General features: G+C 69.7%; 17 protein-coding genes and 1 pseudogene. 9 read left to right on the top strand and 9 right to left on the bottom strand.

Annotated elements, in window-relative coordinates:
• The 5 genes from E1266_RS38910 to E1266_RS38165 all read right to left on the bottom strand — a co-directional run.
• The coding region (locus E1266_RS38910) for a hypothetical protein (protein WP_207945890.1) at positions 1–298 on the bottom strand (298 nt) is incomplete at its 3' end.
• Positions 299–768: 470 nt separating this feature from the next.
• Positions 769–963 carry a hypothetical protein gene (locus E1266_RS24500; protein ID WP_132050756.1) on the bottom strand — a complete coding sequence of 65 codons (195 nt, stop codon included), beginning with the start codon at positions 961–963 and terminating at the stop codon, positions 769–771.
• Entirely contained in the window at positions 960–2,165 is a 1,206-nt protein-coding gene (locus E1266_RS24495) for a sigma-70 family RNA polymerase sigma factor (RefSeq protein ID WP_132050754.1), read from the bottom strand. The genes E1266_RS24500 and E1266_RS24495 overlap by 4 nt, the downstream gene beginning before the upstream one ends.
• 4 nt (positions 2,166–2,169) lie before the next feature.
• Positions 2,170–2,535, bottom strand: coding sequence for a hypothetical protein (locus E1266_RS24490; RefSeq protein WP_132050752.1), 366 nt, complete (start codon positions 2,533–2,535; stop codon positions 2,170–2,172).
• Positions 2,536–2,567: 32 nt separating this feature from the next.
• Positions 2,568–3,761, bottom strand: a complete 1,194-nt coding sequence (locus E1266_RS38165) for a LamG domain-containing protein (protein ID WP_165966194.1) — start codon at positions 3,759–3,761, stop codon at positions 2,568–2,570.
• Positions 3,762–4,229: 468 nt separating this feature from the next.
• Here E1266_RS38165 and E1266_RS24480 point away from each other — a divergent pair.
• Positions 4,230–5,046 (top strand): annotated as a pseudogene (locus tag E1266_RS24480) (IS5 family transposase).
• A 217-nt stretch (positions 5,047–5,263) separates the two neighbouring features.
• Here the strand turns inward: E1266_RS24480 and E1266_RS24475 are convergent.
• A complete protein-coding gene (locus tag E1266_RS24475; protein WP_132050748.1) occupies positions 5,264–5,779 on the bottom strand; it encodes an Lrp/AsnC family transcriptional regulator in 516 nt (171 codons plus the stop codon).
• 34 nt (positions 5,780–5,813) lie between these two features.
• Between E1266_RS24475 and E1266_RS24470 the strand changes: the two genes are divergently transcribed.
• Both E1266_RS24470 and E1266_RS24465 read left to right on the top strand, forming a co-directional pair.
• On the top strand, positions 5,814–6,626 hold the full coding sequence (locus E1266_RS24470; RefSeq protein WP_132050746.1) for an EamA family transporter: 813 nt from the start codon (positions 5,814–5,816) through the stop codon (positions 6,624–6,626).
• Between the two features lie 12 nt (positions 6,627–6,638).
• Positions 6,639–7,652: an aldo/keto reductase gene (locus E1266_RS24465; protein ID WP_132050744.1), complete on the top strand. Its 1,014-nt coding sequence runs from the start codon at positions 6,639–6,641 to the stop codon at positions 7,650–7,652.
• Between the two features lie 109 nt (positions 7,653–7,761).
• On the opposite strand, the gene E1266_RS24460 is transcribed toward E1266_RS24465, so the two are convergent.
• Positions 7,762–8,109, bottom strand: coding sequence for a GNAT family N-acetyltransferase (locus E1266_RS24460; protein ID WP_132050742.1), 348 nt, complete (start codon positions 8,107–8,109; stop codon positions 7,762–7,764).
• Positions 8,110–8,264: 155 nt separating this feature from the next.
• Entirely contained in the window at positions 8,265–10,997 is a 2,733-nt protein-coding gene (locus E1266_RS24455) for a LuxR family transcriptional regulator (protein WP_132050740.1), read from the bottom strand.
• A 192-nt stretch (positions 10,998–11,189) separates the two neighbouring features.
• Here E1266_RS24455 and E1266_RS24450 point away from each other — a divergent pair, with 192 nt between their 5' ends.
• Genes E1266_RS24450 through E1266_RS24435 form a run of 4 tightly spaced genes read left to right on the top strand, consistent with a single transcriptional unit; the run spans position 11,190 to position 14,636 of the window.
• Positions 11,190–12,068 carry an ABC transporter ATP-binding protein gene (locus E1266_RS24450; protein ID WP_132050738.1) on the top strand — a complete coding sequence of 293 codons (879 nt, stop codon included), beginning with the start codon at positions 11,190–11,192 and terminating at the stop codon, positions 12,066–12,068.
• A 37-nt stretch (positions 12,069–12,105) separates the two neighbouring features.
• Entirely contained in the window at positions 12,106–12,825 is a 720-nt protein-coding gene (locus E1266_RS24445) for an ABC transporter permease (protein WP_132050736.1), read from the top strand.
• Complete coding sequence (locus tag E1266_RS24440) at positions 12,822–13,754, top strand: protein kinase (RefSeq protein WP_132050734.1); 933 nt, start codon at positions 12,822–12,824, stop codon at positions 13,752–13,754. The genes E1266_RS24445 and E1266_RS24440 overlap by 4 nt, the downstream gene beginning before the upstream one ends.
• A gap of 42 nt (positions 13,755–13,796) precedes the next feature.
• Positions 13,797–14,636 carry an alpha/beta hydrolase gene (locus E1266_RS24435; RefSeq protein ID WP_132050733.1) on the top strand — a complete coding sequence of 280 codons (840 nt, stop codon included), beginning with the start codon at positions 13,797–13,799 and terminating at the stop codon, positions 14,634–14,636.
• A 144-nt stretch (positions 14,637–14,780) separates the two neighbouring features.
• Here the strand turns inward: E1266_RS24435 and E1266_RS24430 are convergent, their stop codons facing one another.
• A complete protein-coding gene (locus tag E1266_RS24430; protein WP_132050731.1) occupies positions 14,781–15,764 on the bottom strand; it encodes a UbiA family prenyltransferase in 984 nt (327 codons plus the stop codon).
• 334 nt (positions 15,765–16,098) lie between these two features.
• Here E1266_RS24430 and E1266_RS24425 point away from each other — a divergent pair, with 334 nt between their 5' ends.
• Positions 16,099–17,775, top strand: a complete 1,677-nt coding sequence (locus tag E1266_RS24425; RefSeq protein WP_132050729.1) for a 2-isopropylmalate synthase — start codon at positions 16,099–16,101, stop codon at positions 17,773–17,775.
• A gap of 148 nt (positions 17,776–17,923) precedes the next feature.
• On the top strand, positions 17,924–18,848 hold a 925-nt coding region (locus E1266_RS24420; protein ID WP_165966195.1), incomplete at its 3' end, for a prephenate dehydrogenase.

The raw sequence follows: 18,848 nt of genomic DNA, 5'->3' as shown, positions 1-18,848 counted from the left end.
GGGGTGGAGCCGGTCTGGGGCGGACCCCGTAGGGGGTACCAGCGGAACCTGCTCGCCCGGAACCGACCACCACGTCCGCAACATCACGCTGCATACCGACGATCTCGGACGTGACCGTCACCTCGCACTCCACAAGGCTCTTCTCCCGGTTGTGGTGCATCTTCAACCCAGAGACATCCAGCAGCCGCCGCAACGTCGGCTCAGGAAGTAGTTCCAGGTCGACCGGTCCGCCCGGCAGCAGATCCAGCAGTCTGGGTGCCGGACGGAGGGGCGCCGTCTCCTGGAGTTCCCGGAGCAACCGTCCACCGCCGGCCCGGCGTCCTCGCCTCCGACGATCAAGTTTGGCTCAGCCACCGCATAGCGGACCCACCGACGCATGGCACAGCCTGCCGTTCCACGAACTGCCGAACACTCCCGCACGGCGATGCTTGGATAGACAACCTGCTTCGTCATCGAGACAGGCACGTGGCCCTCGGTGACTGGGACAGCGTCGCCGCCGGCCCCTTGAATGGGACCTGATCACAGATACCACGGCGAACGCCGCTTCGGTCTCCCCCCCGGCGGACGTCAACGACTTCGCCGCCGTCTACGGCTACGACCTGCACAGATGGGACGACTACGAAACCCTCATGCAGATCCGCGACCTCTACGCCAAAGGTCGGCGACACTCACTTCCGTTGGTACATGAGTGACACCTGTGCTTGACAAGTAAGGCACAGGATCATACGGACCGAGATTCCAACCCTAAGTTGAAACAGCAATCCTCCGTCACAGATCAACTTCGTCATGCCTCAAGGTCAGCCGGTCGGCCGCTTCTTCGATGGCAGCTTCGAGGTCGTCGTCATCAAGGATCGGAAGGGCATGAACAGCTCTGTGCTTCAATGCAGTCAGCCGTGCAAGCAGTTCTTCATGGCTGAGTTTCTTGTCCCAGTCGTTAGTAACGATGCCAGGATTATAGTTCACGAAGCGCCCCCTTCACAAAGGTCGTCATCGAGTAGGTCGCGCAGTGCTTGCCGAGCAGCTCGCAGCCGGGTCTTGACAGTGCCTTCTGGAAGGTTCAGCAGCTCAGCGATCTGCCGTACGGGCTGACCGAGGATTTCATGGAGCACGAAACATTCGCGTTGATCGATGGGCAGTGCCTTCAGGCCCTGCTGGAGAGCTGTCCGGTTGACAACAATGTCAGCCGGGTCGCCACCCGGTGCACTGAACTCCAGACCAGGAGATACATCAAAGGATAGGGTTGACTCGAGCGAAGCCCTTCTCGCCCGCTGACGTTGGATTCTCGAGAGGATGCGGCGAGCCGTGACGATGACGAAGCCGATCGCATTGGGGTGTTCGACCAGGTCATCCCACTTACGATATGCGATGGCCATCGCCTCGTTGGCGACCTCTTCGGCCAGCGTCCAATCCTGCGCCCGGGCGTTGATGGTGTTACGGATGAACCGGTAGTGGGCGAGATAGAACCCATCAAACCCCTCGATTTCGCACCGGCTGACCGGTTTCTCACCGTTGAGCCTGCCCGTATGGCGGGTCTCTCCGCTGTCCGCCGGGGACACCTCAGCAGCCTGATCGAATAGCCGGACCCATCCCGTCGCGCTGGTTTCTTTAGTCGTTACTCTTACCCGCTGATAATTAGCCGGTTCCAGACTGGGTGCATTCTGGATTTTGCCGTGGTAAAGCGTATCTGACACAATAAGCGCCAGAGGAACTGCAGATTCCCACAGGGCACGCTTCAGCGGCAGGGCTTCCAAGAGCCGGGCAGCGTGGATGATGGTTTCGCCCAGATAGCCTTCGTCGTCCGAGTAGACCTCGCCTACATGGATCGCCATTCGCATCTGAAATCGGCTTCCGGAAGGACGTTCCAGTTCGTACTGGCGAAGTGCGCTTGCGAGCAACTGGGGGAGGCCCTTCAGCAGAAGTTCCTCCGTTCCTTCACCGTACTTCGGCGGGACCAGGATCAATGCCCCGTCACCGCGGTCCTCCCATTGACAGTCGTCCCAGGGCACCCCCGTATCAGCGAAGGCAGTGCGCATCGCGTTGTAGAAGCCGGTGCGTATCGTGAGCCGGTCGCCCTCGGTACGGTGCGGAGCCGAGAACTGGGCGACATCGGCGAAGACGACCACTCTGTGAACCGGCGGCGCAAAGATATGTGCGTTCGTTCCCATACGGTCACTCCTCGACAAGCCGCGCTGTGCCGGTGTCGCTGTGAATGGAACCACGGTCCCGCGGACGACACGCGGGGACGGCGTATTGAGGAAGCCCCGGGGCTGTGCCTCCGCTGACGGCGAGGTCAATACGCGTTACCGGTGCGATCTGCATCTTCAGGACGCCCCCGTCCGCACGCTGGTCGTACAGGCAGGTACCGGGCGGCAGCACCTGCGAGACGGTGAGCAAGGTGGTGCGGCGCTCACGCTCGAAGCTGACGGCATTACGTCCTTCAACATAGGCGCGGAGGACTTGCCACAGGCCACCGACCTTGCGGGTGATCATCGACCGGGCCAGACCAGCCGCGGCGCGTACCGCCTGGATCGCCATGCGCACTTCCCTTCGGGCCGAGGGTGGAGCTCTCACCCCCTATAAGGCACAGACGGTGGTCCAGGTTCTGTCAGCACCGAGTTTTTTGCGATCGGCTTCACGAGGCCGGTAGCGGCGGCACCGCCCTGAACGAGGTGTGCCCGATCCGAACAGCTTACGATCAGTACCGGCCACCAGCCCGGCCTCCACCGATGAACCTCGTATAGGTGTGGGCTCAGGGACCACCGTTCAGACGGTGAAGGGCTTGTGTACTCGCTGACCAGGTTCCGGCCGAAGAACCCGGAGGTCTGCGTAACCCGGGTCGCGTGAGCCCGACCAGGAAGGCGTCGAAGTACTCCAGCACATGGCGCCACACGCCGTAGATCAGTCAGGTCATCAGTGCCGTGTGGGAGGGGCCGGGACCGTTCGCCGTAGATGACCCTCAGCAGGGGCTGGTCGGTGTGGGTCAGAGGCCAGAGCTGGGAGTCGTCGAGCCAGCCGTTCCAGAATGAGTGTCGCGTGCCGCCGTCGGCCGTCGCGCCGAACAAGAGCGGCCCCTCAGCGGGTGATGTCGTCCACTCGGTCGGCGCCACCTCGGTCTCCGGCGGCATCAAGCTCTCGGCATGGCAGTTCCACGGCTCGTCAGGTACGCAGTTCTCGAATTCCCCATCGGCTTGGGTGCGCAGCCAGACTTCGCCGACGACCGGGTCGTAACCGCCCATGAGGGAGACCCAGTGCTCGGTCCACGGCGTGCCGTCCGCCGCCTGCGCCATGTCTCGTGTCACCGAGGCCGCGGCGTTTCCGTGAACGGTGCGGTGCCGGAAGGTCCACCGGTCGCCGATCCAGCCGAGTTCGAAAACGCTGCCGTCAGCCATGCCCTGGCTGACGGCGATCTGGTCACCGTCGAGAGACGCGAGCTTCACCCAGGTGGAGAACATGAAAGGCCTGCTGGTGCTCGCCAGGAACCTGGCCCTGCCGAAATCGTTCCGGCCGTTCAGCCGAACCGATCTGTCGGCGCCCATCGAATTGCCCGCCTGCCCGAATTCCACCCCACGCGTAAACCTCAGATCGGCACGCGGGTTCGCGACACTGCCGCCGGCCACGGCACGCGCTACCGGCCCCTCGGCCTCGTCCATCGACCAGCCCGCATAACGCGTCGGATACTCGTCCGCTTCGGCGGCCGGAGCCGTGAGCATGGAGGCGGCCAGCACTCCCGAAACCAGCAAACCGACGGTGCGTGTACGCATACCGGACACAGTCATCCTCGACTCCGAGAAAAGCAGTCGCACACCCATGAGAACCTCGTTCCCCAACCAACTGGATCAGATCGGTGCATCCTAGTGAAAAGATCACGATCTGGGGAAGGGCGCTTCGGTAAACCGGCGTCACTAAGCGAAGTGGCCGTGATGGGCAGGGTACGCACGCAGCTTTGCGAGCGAGCGGGGACGGCACTCGAGCCGGCCCGGTCTGCGTCTTGTCGCCACGAGTAGGCAGTCGAGCAAGGCCGATTTTCCGATGCCGGGTTCGCCCCAGATGTGAACGGCGCCACTACCGCCGCCGTGAACAACGCCCAGCAAGCGATCGATTTCGGTTTGCTCTTTTTCCCGGCCGTATAGCACCCGGTAACGGTAAGTCGGAGAAGATCATGAGGTCAACGGACCATTAAGAGCGTGTCTCACGTGGGTTCGGTAGGTGGTGCGGCATGATCGGGGATTGTGTCGTCGGATCTTGCGCTGCGGTTGGTGCCGGATGAGTTGTGGGCGATCGTCGAGCCGTTGATCCCGGAGTTCACGCCGCGTCGGCAGGGTGGCGGGACGGCGCCGGTGGACGATCGGGCGGTGTTCACCGCGATCGTGTACGTGCTGACCAGTGGGTGCGCGTGGCGGCACCTGCCCGGTGAGTTCGGGGTGAGCGTGCCGACGGCGCATCGGCGGTTCACCGCCTGGACCAGGGCGGGGTTGTGGCCGCGGTTGCACCATGTGGTGCTGGACGAACTTGGGGCGCGTGGGCAGGTCGATTGGGCGTCGGCGATCGTGGACGCGGCCGCCGTCCGAGCGAAAAGGGGGGGACGCTGACCGGCCCCAATTCGGTCGATCGGGGCAAGAGGGCAGCAAGCTCCACGTGCTGTCCGATGCCGCCGGGCTGCCGCTGGTGGTCGCGGTCTCGGCCACCGACGTCCACGACAGCCAGGCGCTCAAGCCGCTGCTGATGGCGTTACCGGCGATCCGGTCACGGCGTGGACCGCGCCGTCGGCGGCCGGTCAAGGTCCGCGCGGACAAGGCGTACAACTCCGCCGAGCACCTGGCCTGACTGCGCCGGCGCGGAATCGTGCCGCGCATCGCGCGGGGCGGCGTGGAGTCCAGTGAGCGGCTGGGCCGCCACCGCTGGAAGATCGAACGGACCCTGGCCTGGCTGTTCGGCTACCGGCGCCTGACCGTCCGCTACGAACGTCACGGCCACCTGTTCAACGCCTTTCTCGTCCTCGCAGCGGCCATCACCTGCTACCAGAAACTCGCCAAACTCCCCACATGAGACACGCTCTAAGTCCACGTGGGAACGACGAACGTGCCTCGTCCTCGGCCGAGGTGCCGGCAAATCCGGGCCTCGGCGCCGGGATTGGGAGCCGGGCGGACGCGCCCGCGTCTGTGGAAGCGGTCGGCCCGGCCGGGTGGGCGGACGTGTTCGATGAACTGTTCGCGCAGGAGGCACGTCCAGTCCATCGAAGTGCCCCACCCCGTTTGGCGAAGGGTCAGAGCAGCGCTTGCTCCGGGCCTGCGTCGGACGGCCCGCAGGGGAGGGGCCGGCGCGGCACGGGAGCCGACTGGAGGATCGAGGTGGTGGTGCGGCCGTGCGGGGTGAAGCGGTCGAGGATCGGTTCGAGCTCGTCCACCGAACGCAGGTGCGCGATGAAGAAGAAGCAGTCGTCGCCGGTGATGCGGTGGCATTCGACGATCTGCGGGATCTCGTCGGCGATCTTGGGGATCAGGTGCAGCTCGCGCAGGGCTGGCCGGACGCGGACCAGCACGCTGATCGGGAAGCCCAGCGCCCGCGGATCGACCGCGGCGTGGTAGCCGACGATCACTCCGGTGCTCTCCATCCGCTGGATCCGCTCGGCCACGGCGGGCGCCGACAGGCCGACCCGGCGGCCGAGCTCGGCGTGGCTGGTCCGGGCGTTCCGCTGGAGCTCGGCGAGAATCCGAAGGTCGATGTCGTCGAGTTCCTTTGATTCGAAGGCGCGGCCGGGCCGGCTCTTTCTGTTCGCCATTCCGCCAGCGTAAGGATTGCCCGACGATACGGCCATGCGATTTCCGCCGTCGGGGTTCTTCGTCGGCAGCGCGGTCTTCCACTACCTGGGACCGGCGCTGGCGGTCCTGCTGTTCGCGCGCCTGGAACCCCTCGGCGTCGCCGCGCTGCGGATCTGGGGCGCGGCCGTGGTGTTCGCGGCGTGGCGCCGTCCCGCTCTGCGCCGGATCGACCGGACGACCGCCGCGTGGGGCGCGGTCCTCGCGGCGATGAACACCACGTTCTACCTGGCCATCGACCGGCTGCCGCTGGGCACCGTCGCGGCGATCGAGTTCCTTCCGGTCGTCGCCCTGGCCACGCTGGGAGCCCGGACGGCCCGCAACGTGCTCGCCCTGATCTCGGCCGTGGGCGGCGTGGCCCTGCTGACCGACGCCGAACTGGCGGGCGAACCCGTGGGCCTGGCGTTCGCCTTCGCCAACGCGGGTTTGTTCGCCGTCTACATCGTGCTCGCGCATCGGATGGCGCGCCGTCCGGGCGGCGGCGTGGACGGGCTGGCGGCGGCGATGGCCACGGCCGCGGTGCTGGTGGTGCCGGTCGGAACGGTGCCGGCGGTGCCGGCCGCGTCCGACCCGGCGGTGCTCGCCGCCGGGATCGGTGTCGGGATCTGCTCGTCGGTGATCCCGTACGTGCTCGACCAGCTCGCCATGGAACGCCTGCCCAGGGCGACGTACGCGCTGATGACGTCCCTGCTGCCGACGACCGCCGCGGTGACGGGCGCGCTGGTGCTCGGGCAGTTCCCTACGGCCGCCGAGGCCGCCGGGGTCGCACTGGTGATCGCCGGGGTCGCGTCGCACCGCGTTCCCGGCTGAACAGGAGAGAACATGGAACAGACACGGCTCGGCGCGACGGGGCTGAAGGTCTCGCGCATCTGCCTGGGCATGATGAGCTACGGCGATCCCGCGGCGGAGGCCTGGTACCTGGACGAGGACCGGGCCGAGCCGATCGTCCGCGGCGCCGTCGAGGCCGGCGTGACCTTCTTCGACACCGCCGACGTGTACTCGCTCGGGCGCACCGAAGAGATCACCGGGCGGTTGCTCAGCACGCTGTTCGCGCACCGCGAGGACTACGTGCTCGCCACCAAGGTCTACTTCCCGATGGGACCGGGAACCAACGACGGAGGGTTGTCCCGCAAGCACGTCCTGTCGGCCATCGACGCCTCGCTGCGCCGGCTCGGCACCGACTACGTCGACCTCTACCAGATCCACCGCTGGGACTACGAGACGCCGATCGAGGAGACGATGCAGGCGCTGGACGAGGTCGTGAAGGCCGGCAAGGCCCGCTACATCGGCGCGTCCAGCATGTACGCCTGGCAGTTCGCCAAGGCGCAGCACTGCGCGCCGACCCGGTTCGTGTCCATGCAGAACCACTACAACCTGGTCTACCGGGAGGAGGAACGGGAGATGATCCCGCTCTGCCTCGACCAGGGCGTCGGCGTCATCCCCTGGAGCCCGCTGGCACGGGGGCTGCTCGCGGGCAACCGCGAACGCGGCGGGGGCCTCCGCACGGTGCGGGCGGGCAGCGACTCCATCGCCGACGACCTCTACGAGGACGCCGACTTCGACGTGGTCGACGCCGTTCGCGAGGTCGCTGCCGCACGCGGCGTACCGCCCGCCCGGATCGCGCTGGCCTGGCTCCTCGGCCGTCCGGGCGTGACCGCGCCGATCGTCGGCGCGACCTCCCAGCGGCACGTCGACGACGCCGTGGCGGCGGCTGAACTGCGGCTCACGGAGGAGGAGGCGCGGCGGCTGGAGGCTCCGTACCGGCCGCACCCGGTCCTCGGCCACACCGGACCGGCTCCGCACGACGTCCGCAGCCCGACGCCATCTGCCGGATGATCGTGCGCGGCCGCCCGCGCCCGGACCGGCCGAGCCGGACCGCCCCAGTACCGGGACGACCTGCGGGACGCCCGCGGGACCAGATTCCCGGGCCGTCCGTGAAGCGTAGTCAGAAGGGTTGGGGCTGTTCGGTGTCGGGCGGTTGGTTGCTGGTCTTGGGGCGTGCTGCGTTGTAGAGCAGGTCTTGGTACTCGGGGTGCCGGCGTAGCCAGGCGATGATGTAGGGGCAGATCACCAGGGCCTTCAGGTCTCGTTCGCGGATTTCGTCCAGGGCGGCGCGGGCCAGGGTGCTGGCGACTCCTCGGCCCTCGAAGGCCGGGGCCACCTCGGTGTGGGTCAGGACGATCAGTTCGCTGGTCTCCTCGTAGTCGATGAATCCGGCTACCGCCGTGTCGCCGACGGAGGCTTCGTAGCGCCGGCGGGCCGGGCTCCTGGTCACGGTGACGTCGGTGGACATTGTTCGCTGCGCCTCCTGCATCGGTGCTGTGACAGCGGCTGTTGCCGTGTCCTCAGGCTCGCGGCGGCAGGCGCTCGTTCGCGTCGGGGAGAATTACTTAGCCCGGGCCACCGAGCTGGTTCCGGGCTGCTCCTTCGGAGCTTCTGTGCGACCGGTCAGGGGAGCGGTAGTTCTCTGAGCTGGCGGCGGGAGGTTATGCCCAGCTTGCGGAAGATGTTGCGGAGGTGGGCTTCGACCGTGCGGGGGCTGAGGAACAGTTGCGCGGCGACCTCGCGGGACGTCGCCCCGGTGGCCACCAGGCGGGCGACGTGCAGCTCGTGGTCGGTGAGGGAGTCGGTCGGCTGGGCGGTCCGTTTGCGGGGGTGCTCGCCGGTGGCGCGCAATTCGCGGGCGGCGCGGTCGGCGAACGCCTCCATGCCCATGTCCGAAAGCAGCCGGTGGGCGGTGCGGAGCTGCTCACGGGCGTCCTGGCGGCGGCGCTCGCGGCGCAGCCACTCGCCGTAGACGAGGTGGGTGCGGGCGAGGAAGACGGCCCACCGGCAGTTGGTGAGCCGTACGATCGCCTCGCGGTAGTGCTCCTCGGCGGCAGGACCGGTCGTGGTCAGCGCACGCGATCGCGCGACCAGCCCCAGCGCGAAGTCCGTTCCGCTGGCGCGTGCCCGGGAGCTGAGCAGCTCCAGCGCGGCCGCCGCACGTTCCGGCTCGCCGGCGCGGACCGCCGCTTCGACGAGTTCGGGAAGGGCCAGGCTGCTGTACGCCACGTCGTCGTGCTCGCAAGGCACCGTCGCGGCGGCGAGAGCGTCGTCGTAGTTGCCCAGGCCGTTGTGCAGCGCCGCCAGTGTGGCCTGGGCCAGGTTGACCGGCGAGCCCTCACCCCGCTCCGTCGCCTCCTTGACCATGGCCGCGTGCAGTTCCAGCGTCTCGGACTGCCGGCCGCGCCAGGCGGCCAGCATGAGCCGGGCGTTCGGCAGCGGCGGGGCCCCGGTCGCCTGCGTGATCACGGCCTCCTCGGCGGCGAGCTCGGTTGCCCGGGCTAGCTCACCGGCGAGCACGCGGATCGAGGCGACGGCGTTGAGCGCGGCGGGCAGCGTGGACAGCGCACCGGCCTCGCGGGCGAGCCGGACCCCGCGGACGGCCAGTAGGTAGAGCGCCTCGTCGTCCCACAGCATCGACGCGACGTGGCAGGCCAGCCACAGCCAGCGGCGGTCGTCGTCGTCGACTCTGGATTCGTGGTCGAGAAGCATCGTCAGTGCCCGCTGCAGAGCGGGAGCACTCGCCTCGAACCCTTGCGTGAACCGCGTGGCCAGCCCGTCCAGCAGCAGATCGACCGGCCGCGGGGTTGCCGGTGGCGCGGGCGCGTTGTGCGCGGCTTCGGCCACCTCGGGCAATCCGCAGCCCCGGGCGAGGTGACCGGCGTGGATCGCGGCGTCGATCGCGTGCAGGTGGGTTTCGCGGGCCAGCGTCGGGTCCAGTGGGGCGAGTGTCTTGGCGGCGTCGAGCAGCATCCCCGGCATGTCGCTGCCGCGCGTCAGGTGGAACGCGATCTGGGCGCGCATCAGCTCGAGCCGCGCGTGCTGCAGGACGTCCAGTGGCCCGGTCGCGGCGCCGGCCAGCAGTTCCAGGGCGGTCTCGGACGCGCCGGCGTCGTACTTGGCTTGCGCGGCTTCCAGCGCCCGCGTCGCGCGGGCGGCGGGATCGGGGGTCAGCTCGGCCGCGTGCTGCAGGAACGCGGCCGCGGCGGCCAGCCCGCCGCGGGCACGGACCCGCCCGGCCGAGCGCTCCAGCTCGGCGGCGGCCTCCTCGTCGGTGCCCAGCACGGCCTGCCCGCGGTGCCAGGCGCGCCGGTCAGGGTCGACCTGTGGGTCGGTGGCGTCGGCCAGGGCGCGGTGGGCTCGACGCTGATCCGGCGCTGCGGCCGCCTGGTAGACCGCGGAGCGGACCAGCGGATGGCGGAACCGCACCCGAGCGCCTATCTCCAGCAACCCGCCGGCCTCCGCAGGTAGGGCCGCCTGGGGGGAGATGCCCAGGCCGGTGGCCGCGCGCCACAGCAGCGCCGTATCGCCGGTCGGGTCGGCCGCCGCGACCAGCAGCAGCATCCGCGTCTCGGCGGGCAGGCCGGCCGATCGGCGCCGGAAGCCGTCCTCGACGCGGCGGGGGACGCTCAGCACATCCGGCAGCTCGAACCCTCCGGCCAGCTTCATCGGGGGTGCGCTCCGGGGCAGTTCCAGCAGCGCCAGCGGGTTGCCGCGCGCCTCGGCGACGATCCGCTCGCACACGACGTCATCCAGCGGCGCGTGCACGCCGGCGGCCAGCAGCGCGCGGGCGTCGGTCTCGCCGAGCCTGTCCAGGCGCAGTTCCGGCAACCTGCCGAACTGCTCGGCGCCACCCTCCCCGGAGTCGCGCGCCGCGAACACCAACGCCACCCGCTCGGCCTCCACCCGCCGCGCCACGAACGCCAGGACCTGAGCGGACGCCTCGTCCAGCCACTGCGCATCGTCGACCAGGCACAGCAGAGGCCCCTCCTCGGCGACCTCGGCCAGCAGGTTGAGGACGGCCAGCCCGACCAGGAAACGGTCCGGCGCGATACCGGCCGTCAGTCCGAACGCCACGCCCAGGGCGGCCTGCTGCGGGTCGGGCAGCGCGTCCGCGCGGCCCAGCAGCGGCGCGCACAGCTGGTGCAGGCCCGCGAACACGAACTGCGTCTCGGACTCCGCACCGACCGAGCTCTCCACCCGGAAGCCCGAGGAGGCCGCGGTATCGCGGGCGTACTCGAGCAAGGCGGTCTTCCCGATGCCGGCTTCCCCGCGCAGCACAAGCGTCCCGCTGCGCCCGGCCCGTGCCTGCGCCAGCAGTTGTTCGACCGCATCGCGCTCCGCACGCCGGCCCAAGAGGTCCGTCAGGTCCGACTCCCCTCGGGTCAGTACCGCACTAGGTGATTCTTACCTATGCGAACCACCTCCCGCCAGGTCCCGGCTCGGAATGCGGGCGTGCTGACCTGCGCATGACGTCGGGGCTTCCACCGACGCGAGGGCACCGCGCCCGGCGCGAGTCTGGTGACACGGCCCACGAAGGGAAACACCATGTCCGCCAGCCCCGTCATCGACGTCGAACGCCTGAACGTGACCTACGGCGACTTCACCGCCGTCCGCGACCTGTCCTTCCAAGTGCGGCGCGGCGAGTTCTACGCGTTGCTGGGCACGAACGGAGCAGGCAAGACGTCCACCCTGGAGGTCGTCGAGGGGCACCGCCGGGCCGCGTCCGGCACGGTGCGGATCTTCGGTGCGAGCCCCCGGGACCGGCGCGCGGTGCGGCCGCGGATGGGCGTCATGCTGCAGGAGAGCGGCTTCTCCCCGGATCTGACGGTGCGCGAGTCGGTCGGCCTGATCGGCGCGCTGAGCGGGCGAAGCGACGACGCCGACCGGGTGCTCGGCATCGCCGGCCTCACCCGCAAGGCGGACACCAGGGTCTCCCAGCTGTCCGGTGGCGAGAAGCGCCGCCTGGACTTCGCCACCGCCGTGTACGGCGGCCCCGAGCTGGTCATCCTCGACGAGCCCACCACCGGGCTGGACATCCAGTCCCGCGACGCCCTCTGGGCCGCCGTCGAAAGGCTGCGCGACGAGGGGTCCACGATCGTGCTCACCACCCATTACCTGGAGGAGGCCCAGCAGCGCGCCGACCGCATCGGCCTCATGCACGAGGGCACGCTCCACCGGGAGGGCACGGTCGCGGAGCTGACGCAGGCGCTGCCGTCGCTGATCAGCTTCGTGCTTCCCCCCGGCGCCCCCGAGCCGCCGATCGTGGGCGCGCTCAACGGGGCCTTCCACATCGAGACCTTCAGCCTGCAGGACGACCTCTACCGGCTGCTGGGCTGGGCGCACGACACCGGGGTGGAGCTCCGGGAGCTGCAGGCCGGTCCGACCCGCCTCGACGACGTCTTCCGCGCCATCACCCGCGCCTGAAACCACCCGGCACCTTGCCACGAAGGGATCCACCAGCATGTTGGAGATCGCTCGCAGTGAGATGATCCAGATCTTCCGGAACCGGCTGGTCCTGGTCACCGGTCTCGTCATCCCGGTCGCCGCCGGCGGCTACTTCGTCCACCAGCACGAGGCGTTCTCCGATCTCGGCGGCCTCGGCTACATCGCGGCGATCGTGATGTTCACCGTGCTGGCCTTCGGCCTGTACACCACGGCGGTGACCACGCTGGCCTCGCGCCGGCAGAACCTCTTCCTCAAGCGGCTGCGCTCCACCGCCGCGGGCGACGCGGGCATCCTCGCCGGGCTGGTCCTGCCGGTCACCGTCATCTCGCTCGTCCAGGCGGTCGCGATCCTGATCGTGCTCGGTGCGGTCGCCACCGGACCGGCCCAGCTCCCGCTCCTCGCGGTCGCGATCCTGGCGACGACGGCCATGATGGTCGCCCTGGCCCTGGCCACCGCGGGACTCACGAACTCCCCGGAGCACGCCCAGGTGACCACCCTGCCGGTGAGCCTGTCCGTGATCGCGGTGGCCAGCTGGGTGGGAATCGCCGGCACCGAGGACCTCGCCCTGCTCAAGCGGATGCTTCCCGGGGGCGCGGCGACCGAACTGGTCGTCAACGCCTGGGACGGCGGCGTCCCCCTGGCCGACTCCCTGGCCCTACTGCCGATCACCATGGCCTGGGTTCTCGCCGCCGTCGCCTTGGCCGCGCGGCTCTTCCGCTGGGAGCCGCGCCGATGAATGCGGATCGAGTCATCGACGGCCGGTACGAAGTGGGTGACGTCATCGGACGGGGTGCCTCGGCCCACGTCCACCGTGGTCGCGACCTCCGCTCGGGCCGTTCGGTCGCGATAAAGGTGCTCCGCAAGGACCTGGTGCGAGATCCCGTGTTCCATTCCCGCTTCGAGCGCGAAGCGACGACGGTGGCCGGTCTCAGCCACCCCGCCATCGTCTCCATCCTCGACACCGGGCACGAGGAAGTCGGAGACGGCTCCCCGGACAAGGTCCGAGTCCCCTTCATCGTCATGGAGTACGTCGAGGGACGGTCCTTGCGGGATCTCCTCAGAACGCGAAGGCTCACGCTCGACGAGACGATCCGGTACCAGGCCGGGATCCTCTCGGCGCTCGGCTTCAGCCATCGGGCAGGCGTCGTCCATCGCGACATCAAGCCGGCCAACGTGATGATCACGCCCGCGGGTGCGGTCAAGGTCGTGGACTTCGGGATCTCGCGTGCGACGGGCCATCCGGCCGCGACCCTGACCCATGCCCAGGTGTTCGTCGGAACCCCCTCGTACCTCTCCCCCGAGCAGGCGCGGGGTGAGACCGCGGACGCCCGCAGCGACCTCTACTCCGCGGGCTGCGTGCTCTACGAGCTCCTGACCGGGCGGCCGCCGTTCGTCGGAGAGAACCCCCTCTCCATCGCCTACCAGCACATCCACAAGCAGCCCGCGCGGGTCGGCACCGTCCTGCCGGCGCTTGACGCCGTACTCGCGAAGGCCCTCGCCAAGGAGCGGGAGGACCGTTTCCAGGACGCGCACTCGTTCGAGGAGGCGCTCTTGTCCGCGGTGAAGGACACCAAGAACGGCGCTCCTGGAAGCACCTTCGCCACCGACGTGCACTGGGCACTCGCCCTGGCGGGCCACATCGGTATGGCCGACGTCGGCTGTTGACCGGCAGCACAGAGACCGAACAACGAGGAAGGGAACCCCATCATGGGATTCATCACCGTCGGCAATGAGAACAGCACTCCCATCGAGCTCTACTACGAGGATCAGGGCGCGGGACAGCCCGTGGTCCTCATCCACGGCTATCCCCTGAACGGGCACAGCTGGGAGCGCCAGACCCGCGACCTGCTCGCCGCCGGGTACCGCGTCATCACCTACGACCGCCGCGGCTTCGGCCGGTCGTCCAAGGTCGGGTCCGGCTACGACTACGACACGTTCGCCGCCGACCTCGACACCGTGCTGGAGACCCTCGACCTCAGCGAGGTCGTCCTGGTCGGTTTCTCGATGGGCACCGGGGAGCTCGCCCGCTACGTCTCGCGGTACGGCCACCAGCGGGTCGCGAAGCTCGCTTTCCTCGCCTCGCTGGAGCCGTTCCTCCTCGCCGGGGACGACAACCCCGAGGGGTTGCCGCGGGCGGTCTTCGACGGGATCGAGGCGGCGGCGAAGGGCGACCGGTACGCCTGGTTCACGCAGTTCTTCGCCGACTTCTACAACCTGGAGGAGAACCTCGGCGGCCGGATCAGCCAGGAGGCGGTCGCCGCCAGTTGGAACGTCGCCACCTCCAGCGCCCCGGTGGCGGCCCACGCCGTCGTCTCCTCGTGGATCGAGGACTTCCGCGCCGACGTCGAGGCGGTCCGGGCCAGCGGCAAGCCGGCCCTGATCCTGCACGGTACGGCGGACGGCATCCTGCCGATCGAGGTCACGGCCCGCCGCTTCCACAAACTCCTCCCGGACGCCGAGTACGTCGAGATCGAGGGCGCGCCGCACGGGCTGCTCTGGACGCACGCCGACGAGGTCAACGCCGCGCTGCGGTCCTTCCTCGGCTGACCGATGGGGGCACCGGCAGGCCGAGAGCCCTGAAATGCGGCTGCCAAGGCACCGCGCGGCGGTGGTTCGACCTGGTCGTCCGCCGTCACGCGGTGGCCCCCGCACGACCGCTCCGAATGGTGTACGGCGGCTCGCGGAGCCGGGTCAGATCGCGGGCGTCACCCAGAGCGGGATGATCGCCGCCGAATGGCAGGCGTGTTGCGTGACCATGAAAGCCCGATAGGGGAGGCGCCTGCGCGGCATTTTCGCGGCGTGCGGGCCCAGACATATCGCTGCCATCGCCACGGCGCCCGCCAGCATGACGAACCCGGGCCACAGAAGGGGGCGCACGAACGTCCCCGCAGCCACGCAGAATGATATCGCGAGCACGAACGCGCACACAACGATGAGGCGCAAGGTGGCCGCTTCACCGATTCGCGCCGGAATGGATCTTCGTCCCGCGGCGACGTCACCGCTGATATCGGAGAAATCCTTCGACAGCATGCCGACGGTCCCGATCCAGAGCACCATGGCGGCCATGAAGAGCGTCAGTTCGACGCCCACGGAGCTCGCGCCGATCTCGGCCTGCGAGCGGAAGCCCGCATAGTAGGTCAGCAGCGCGAGCGACATTCCGGTAAGGCTCGAGGTGATCGGCCGGCGCTTCAGGTAAAGCGGCGGACCAGAATAGCCGATGCCGATGGCCAGGTACAGGAGCAGCGCCCAGACGGCGTCCGCGCCGATGGCGGCCATGAGGGCGAGCGACACGATGGCCGCCGCGACGGTGACCTGGGCGGCGAGCCGGGTGGGCAGCGCGCCGCGCACGATCGGCCTGCGGGACCCGTTGACCCGGTCCTCGGTGCGGTCCATCACCCCGTTGAACAGGTAGACCGCGAACACCCCGCCCAGCCACGCCGCGGCCGCGACGCAGGCGCGGCCCGCGTCGCCGGTGCCGCCCTCGGCGGCCGCGACCCCCGCCCCCAGCGCCGCGGCGGCCAGGAAGCGCAGCAGTGAGATCACCAGCACGGAGGGCCGCGCCTCCAGCACGCACAACCGGGCGATCGCCAGCGCCTCCCGCAGGGCCGGTACCGGACGCATCGCATTCGGAGTGGTCGTCATACCGGTGATCGTCACCCGGTTCTTCCCGGTCATCAAGATCAAGCCGGGGTTTCCGCACGAACACGGGCGTCGTTACGTCTTTCGATACCCAATCGCCATGGCACAGGACTTTCGCATTATCATCCGGCGTTGCCGTAGTCCACCGGCAGACGCCTGTCCGACCCCGCGACCGTCCCCCGCACGCGACACCGTGGCGTCCCGAAACGGGGCGAGACGCTTCGGTGCCCACCGGCCGAGCACATCGGCGATCGCCGACTATCGCCATTCTTTCGCCCCCGGTTTGGCAAGATCACGCCTTGCGCCGGAGACCCGTCCATGACACGGCACACCGGCCGAACCCGTAACACATCGGCAAAGGAGAGAGCAGATGAATTCACATCAGCGTTACCGGGCGTTCAATCGCGTCGAGCTTCCGGACCGCACCTGGCCCACCCGGATGGTCACCCGGGCCCCGCGATGGCTCTCCAGCGACCTGCGCGACGGCAACCAGGCGCTGGCCAGGCCGATGTCACCCGAGCGCAAACTGCTCCTGTTCGAGCTGCTAACCGACATGGGCTACAAGGAGATCGAGGTCGGCTTCCCGGCGGCGAGCCGGGACGATCACGACTTCGTGCGGCTGCTCGTCGGCAAGGGCCTCGTCCCCGACGACGTCCGGATCACCGTGGGCACCCCGGCCCGCCCCGATCTGATCCGGCGCACCGTCACCGCGCTGGCCGGCGCGCGCAGCGCCACCATCTGCGTGTTCAACGCGACCGCTCCGCTCGCCCGGCGGCTGGTCTACGGGATCGACCGCGACGAGTGCCGGGACCTCGCGGTGCGGGGCGCCGCCACGCTGCTGCGCGACGCCGAGGAGCTGCTCGGCGATTGCGACCTCGGGTTCGAGTACACGCTGGAGATGTTCAACGAGACCGAGCCCGACTTCGCGCTGGAGGTCTGCGAGGCGGTCATGGACGTGTGGCAGCCGGCTCCGGGCCGTGAGACGGTCCTGAACCTGCCCTCGACCGTCGAGCGCTCCGGGCCGCACTTCTTCGCCGACCAGGTCGAGTGGATGAACCGCAACCTGTCCCGCCGGGAGCACATCTGCCTGTCGGTCCACCCGCACAACGACCGCGGCACCGCAGTGGCCGCCGCCGAGCTGGCCGTGGCCGCCGGGGCGGACCGCGTCGAGGGCTGCCTGTTCGGCAACGGCGAGCGCACCGGCAACGTGTGCCTGGTGACGCTCGGCCTCAACCTGTTCAGCCAGGGAGTCGATCCCCGGATCGACTTCTCCGACCTCGACCGGATCCGAAGAACCTACGAGTACTGCACGCGGCAGACCGTCCATCCACGCCATCCCTACGCCGGCGACCTGGTCTACACGACCTTCGCCGGGACGCACCAGGACGCGATCGGCAAGGGCCTCGCGGCGCTGGACGACACCGGAACCGACGCCGGACCGGCCGAATGGAACATGCCGTACCTGCCGATCGACCCCCGGGACGTGGGCCGCTCCTACGAGGCGGTCGTCCGCGTGACCAGCCAGTCGGGCAAGGGCGGCGTGGCGTACATGATGCGGGCCTGGCACTCGCTGAACCTGCCGTCCGGGCTCCGGGACGACTTCGCGAGGGTGGTGCAGGCCCGGTCCGAGGCGACCGGCGGCGAGGTCGGCCCCATGGAGCTCTGGCGTCTGTTCAACGACCGGTACATGGTCCCGGGGGCCGGCGACACCCCCGCGGGGGCGGACTTCCGGCTGCACGTCGACGGGCGCACCGCGCTGATCGGCCCGGTCGACCGCGAGGAACTGGCCCGGCGCCTGCGCTCGGCCCACGTGCCGGTCGACGTCCGGTTCGTCGAGACGGCCCTTCCTCCCGTTCCGACCGGCGTCCTTCCGCGCGGGGAGGGCGGAAGCAAGTTCGCGGTCTACGCGGAGTGCCGGACACCCGACGGGAGGCGGTCCTGGGGCACCGGTCTCGCCGACGACCCCCGGACGGCCGCCGCCGCCGCGATCAGCGCGGCCGCCCACGCCCACACCCGGAACGGCCACCACGCCGTCCCGGCGGCGTAGCCCGACCCGGCGGCGCGGGCCGGACCGGAACTCAGCCGTGTGCGGGGCGGACACGGCAATCCGGGAGGTGCCGCAGGTGAGCGGGGATGTGACGATGCGTCAGGTAGGCCGCCAACGGCACCTTCCCTTACCGCAGGATGGCGAAGCGATGAGCCCTGAGGTCGTGCACCGGGTCGCGGTCATCGGCACCGGCATGATCGGCACCTCGGTGGCGCTCGCCCTGCGCGCGGCCGGCACCGGTGTCACGCTGTCCGACCGGGACCCGGACGCGGTGGCGGCGGCGGTGCGGATGGGGGCCGGGACGGCGCGGCGGCCGGGTGATCCGCCCGCCGACGTGGTGGTGATCGCGACCCCGCCGTCCACGGTCGCCGAGGTCCTGAAGCAGGCGCAGGCCCGCGGCCTGGGATCGGTCTACACCGATGTCGCCAGCACCAAGGCCGGGGTGGTCGCGGACGCCGCGCGGGCCGGCTGCGACCTGGCCCGCTACGTCCCCGGCCACCCGCTGGCGGGACGCGAGCTGGCCGGTCCCGCCGCCGCGAACGCCGGACTGTTCGCCGGGCGGCCGTGGCTGCTGTGCCCGCACCCCGCGACGGAACTGGGCGCGGTCCGGTCGGCGATGCAGGTGATCAGAGCCTGCCGGGCCGTCCCCAGGCTGCTCACCGCCGACACGCACGACCGGGTGGTCGCCGCGGTGTCGCACGCCCCGCACGTGGTCTCGGCCGCGTTGGCGGCGCGGTTCACCACCGCCGACGACACGACGCTGGAGCTGGCCGGGCGGGGCCTGCACGACACCACCCGGATCGCGCACGGCCCTCCCGGGCTGTGGACCGACATCGTCAGGGGCAACGCCGGCGCCGTGGCGACGGTCCTGGAGGCGGTGGTCGACGATCTGGCCTCGGTCGCCGCCGACCTGCGCAGCGCCGCCGCCACCGGCCTCCGCGACGCCGCCACCGCCGACCTCGCGACGCTGACCGACCTGCTCAGCCGAGGCAACCGCGGCCGGGCGCGCATCAAAGCCGCCAAGGCCGCGCCGCGCCCGGCGGACCACCCGGCCCCTGTCTCTTATACACAGC

The organism is Actinomadura sp. 7K534 (genome assembly GCF_004348575.1).
Classification (GTDB): Bacteria; Actinomycetota; Actinomycetes; order Streptosporangiales; family Streptosporangiaceae; genus Spirillospora; species Spirillospora livida.
The sequence above is the reverse complement of the archived record's forward strand: the minus strand, read 5'-3'. Positions and strand labels throughout refer to the sequence as shown.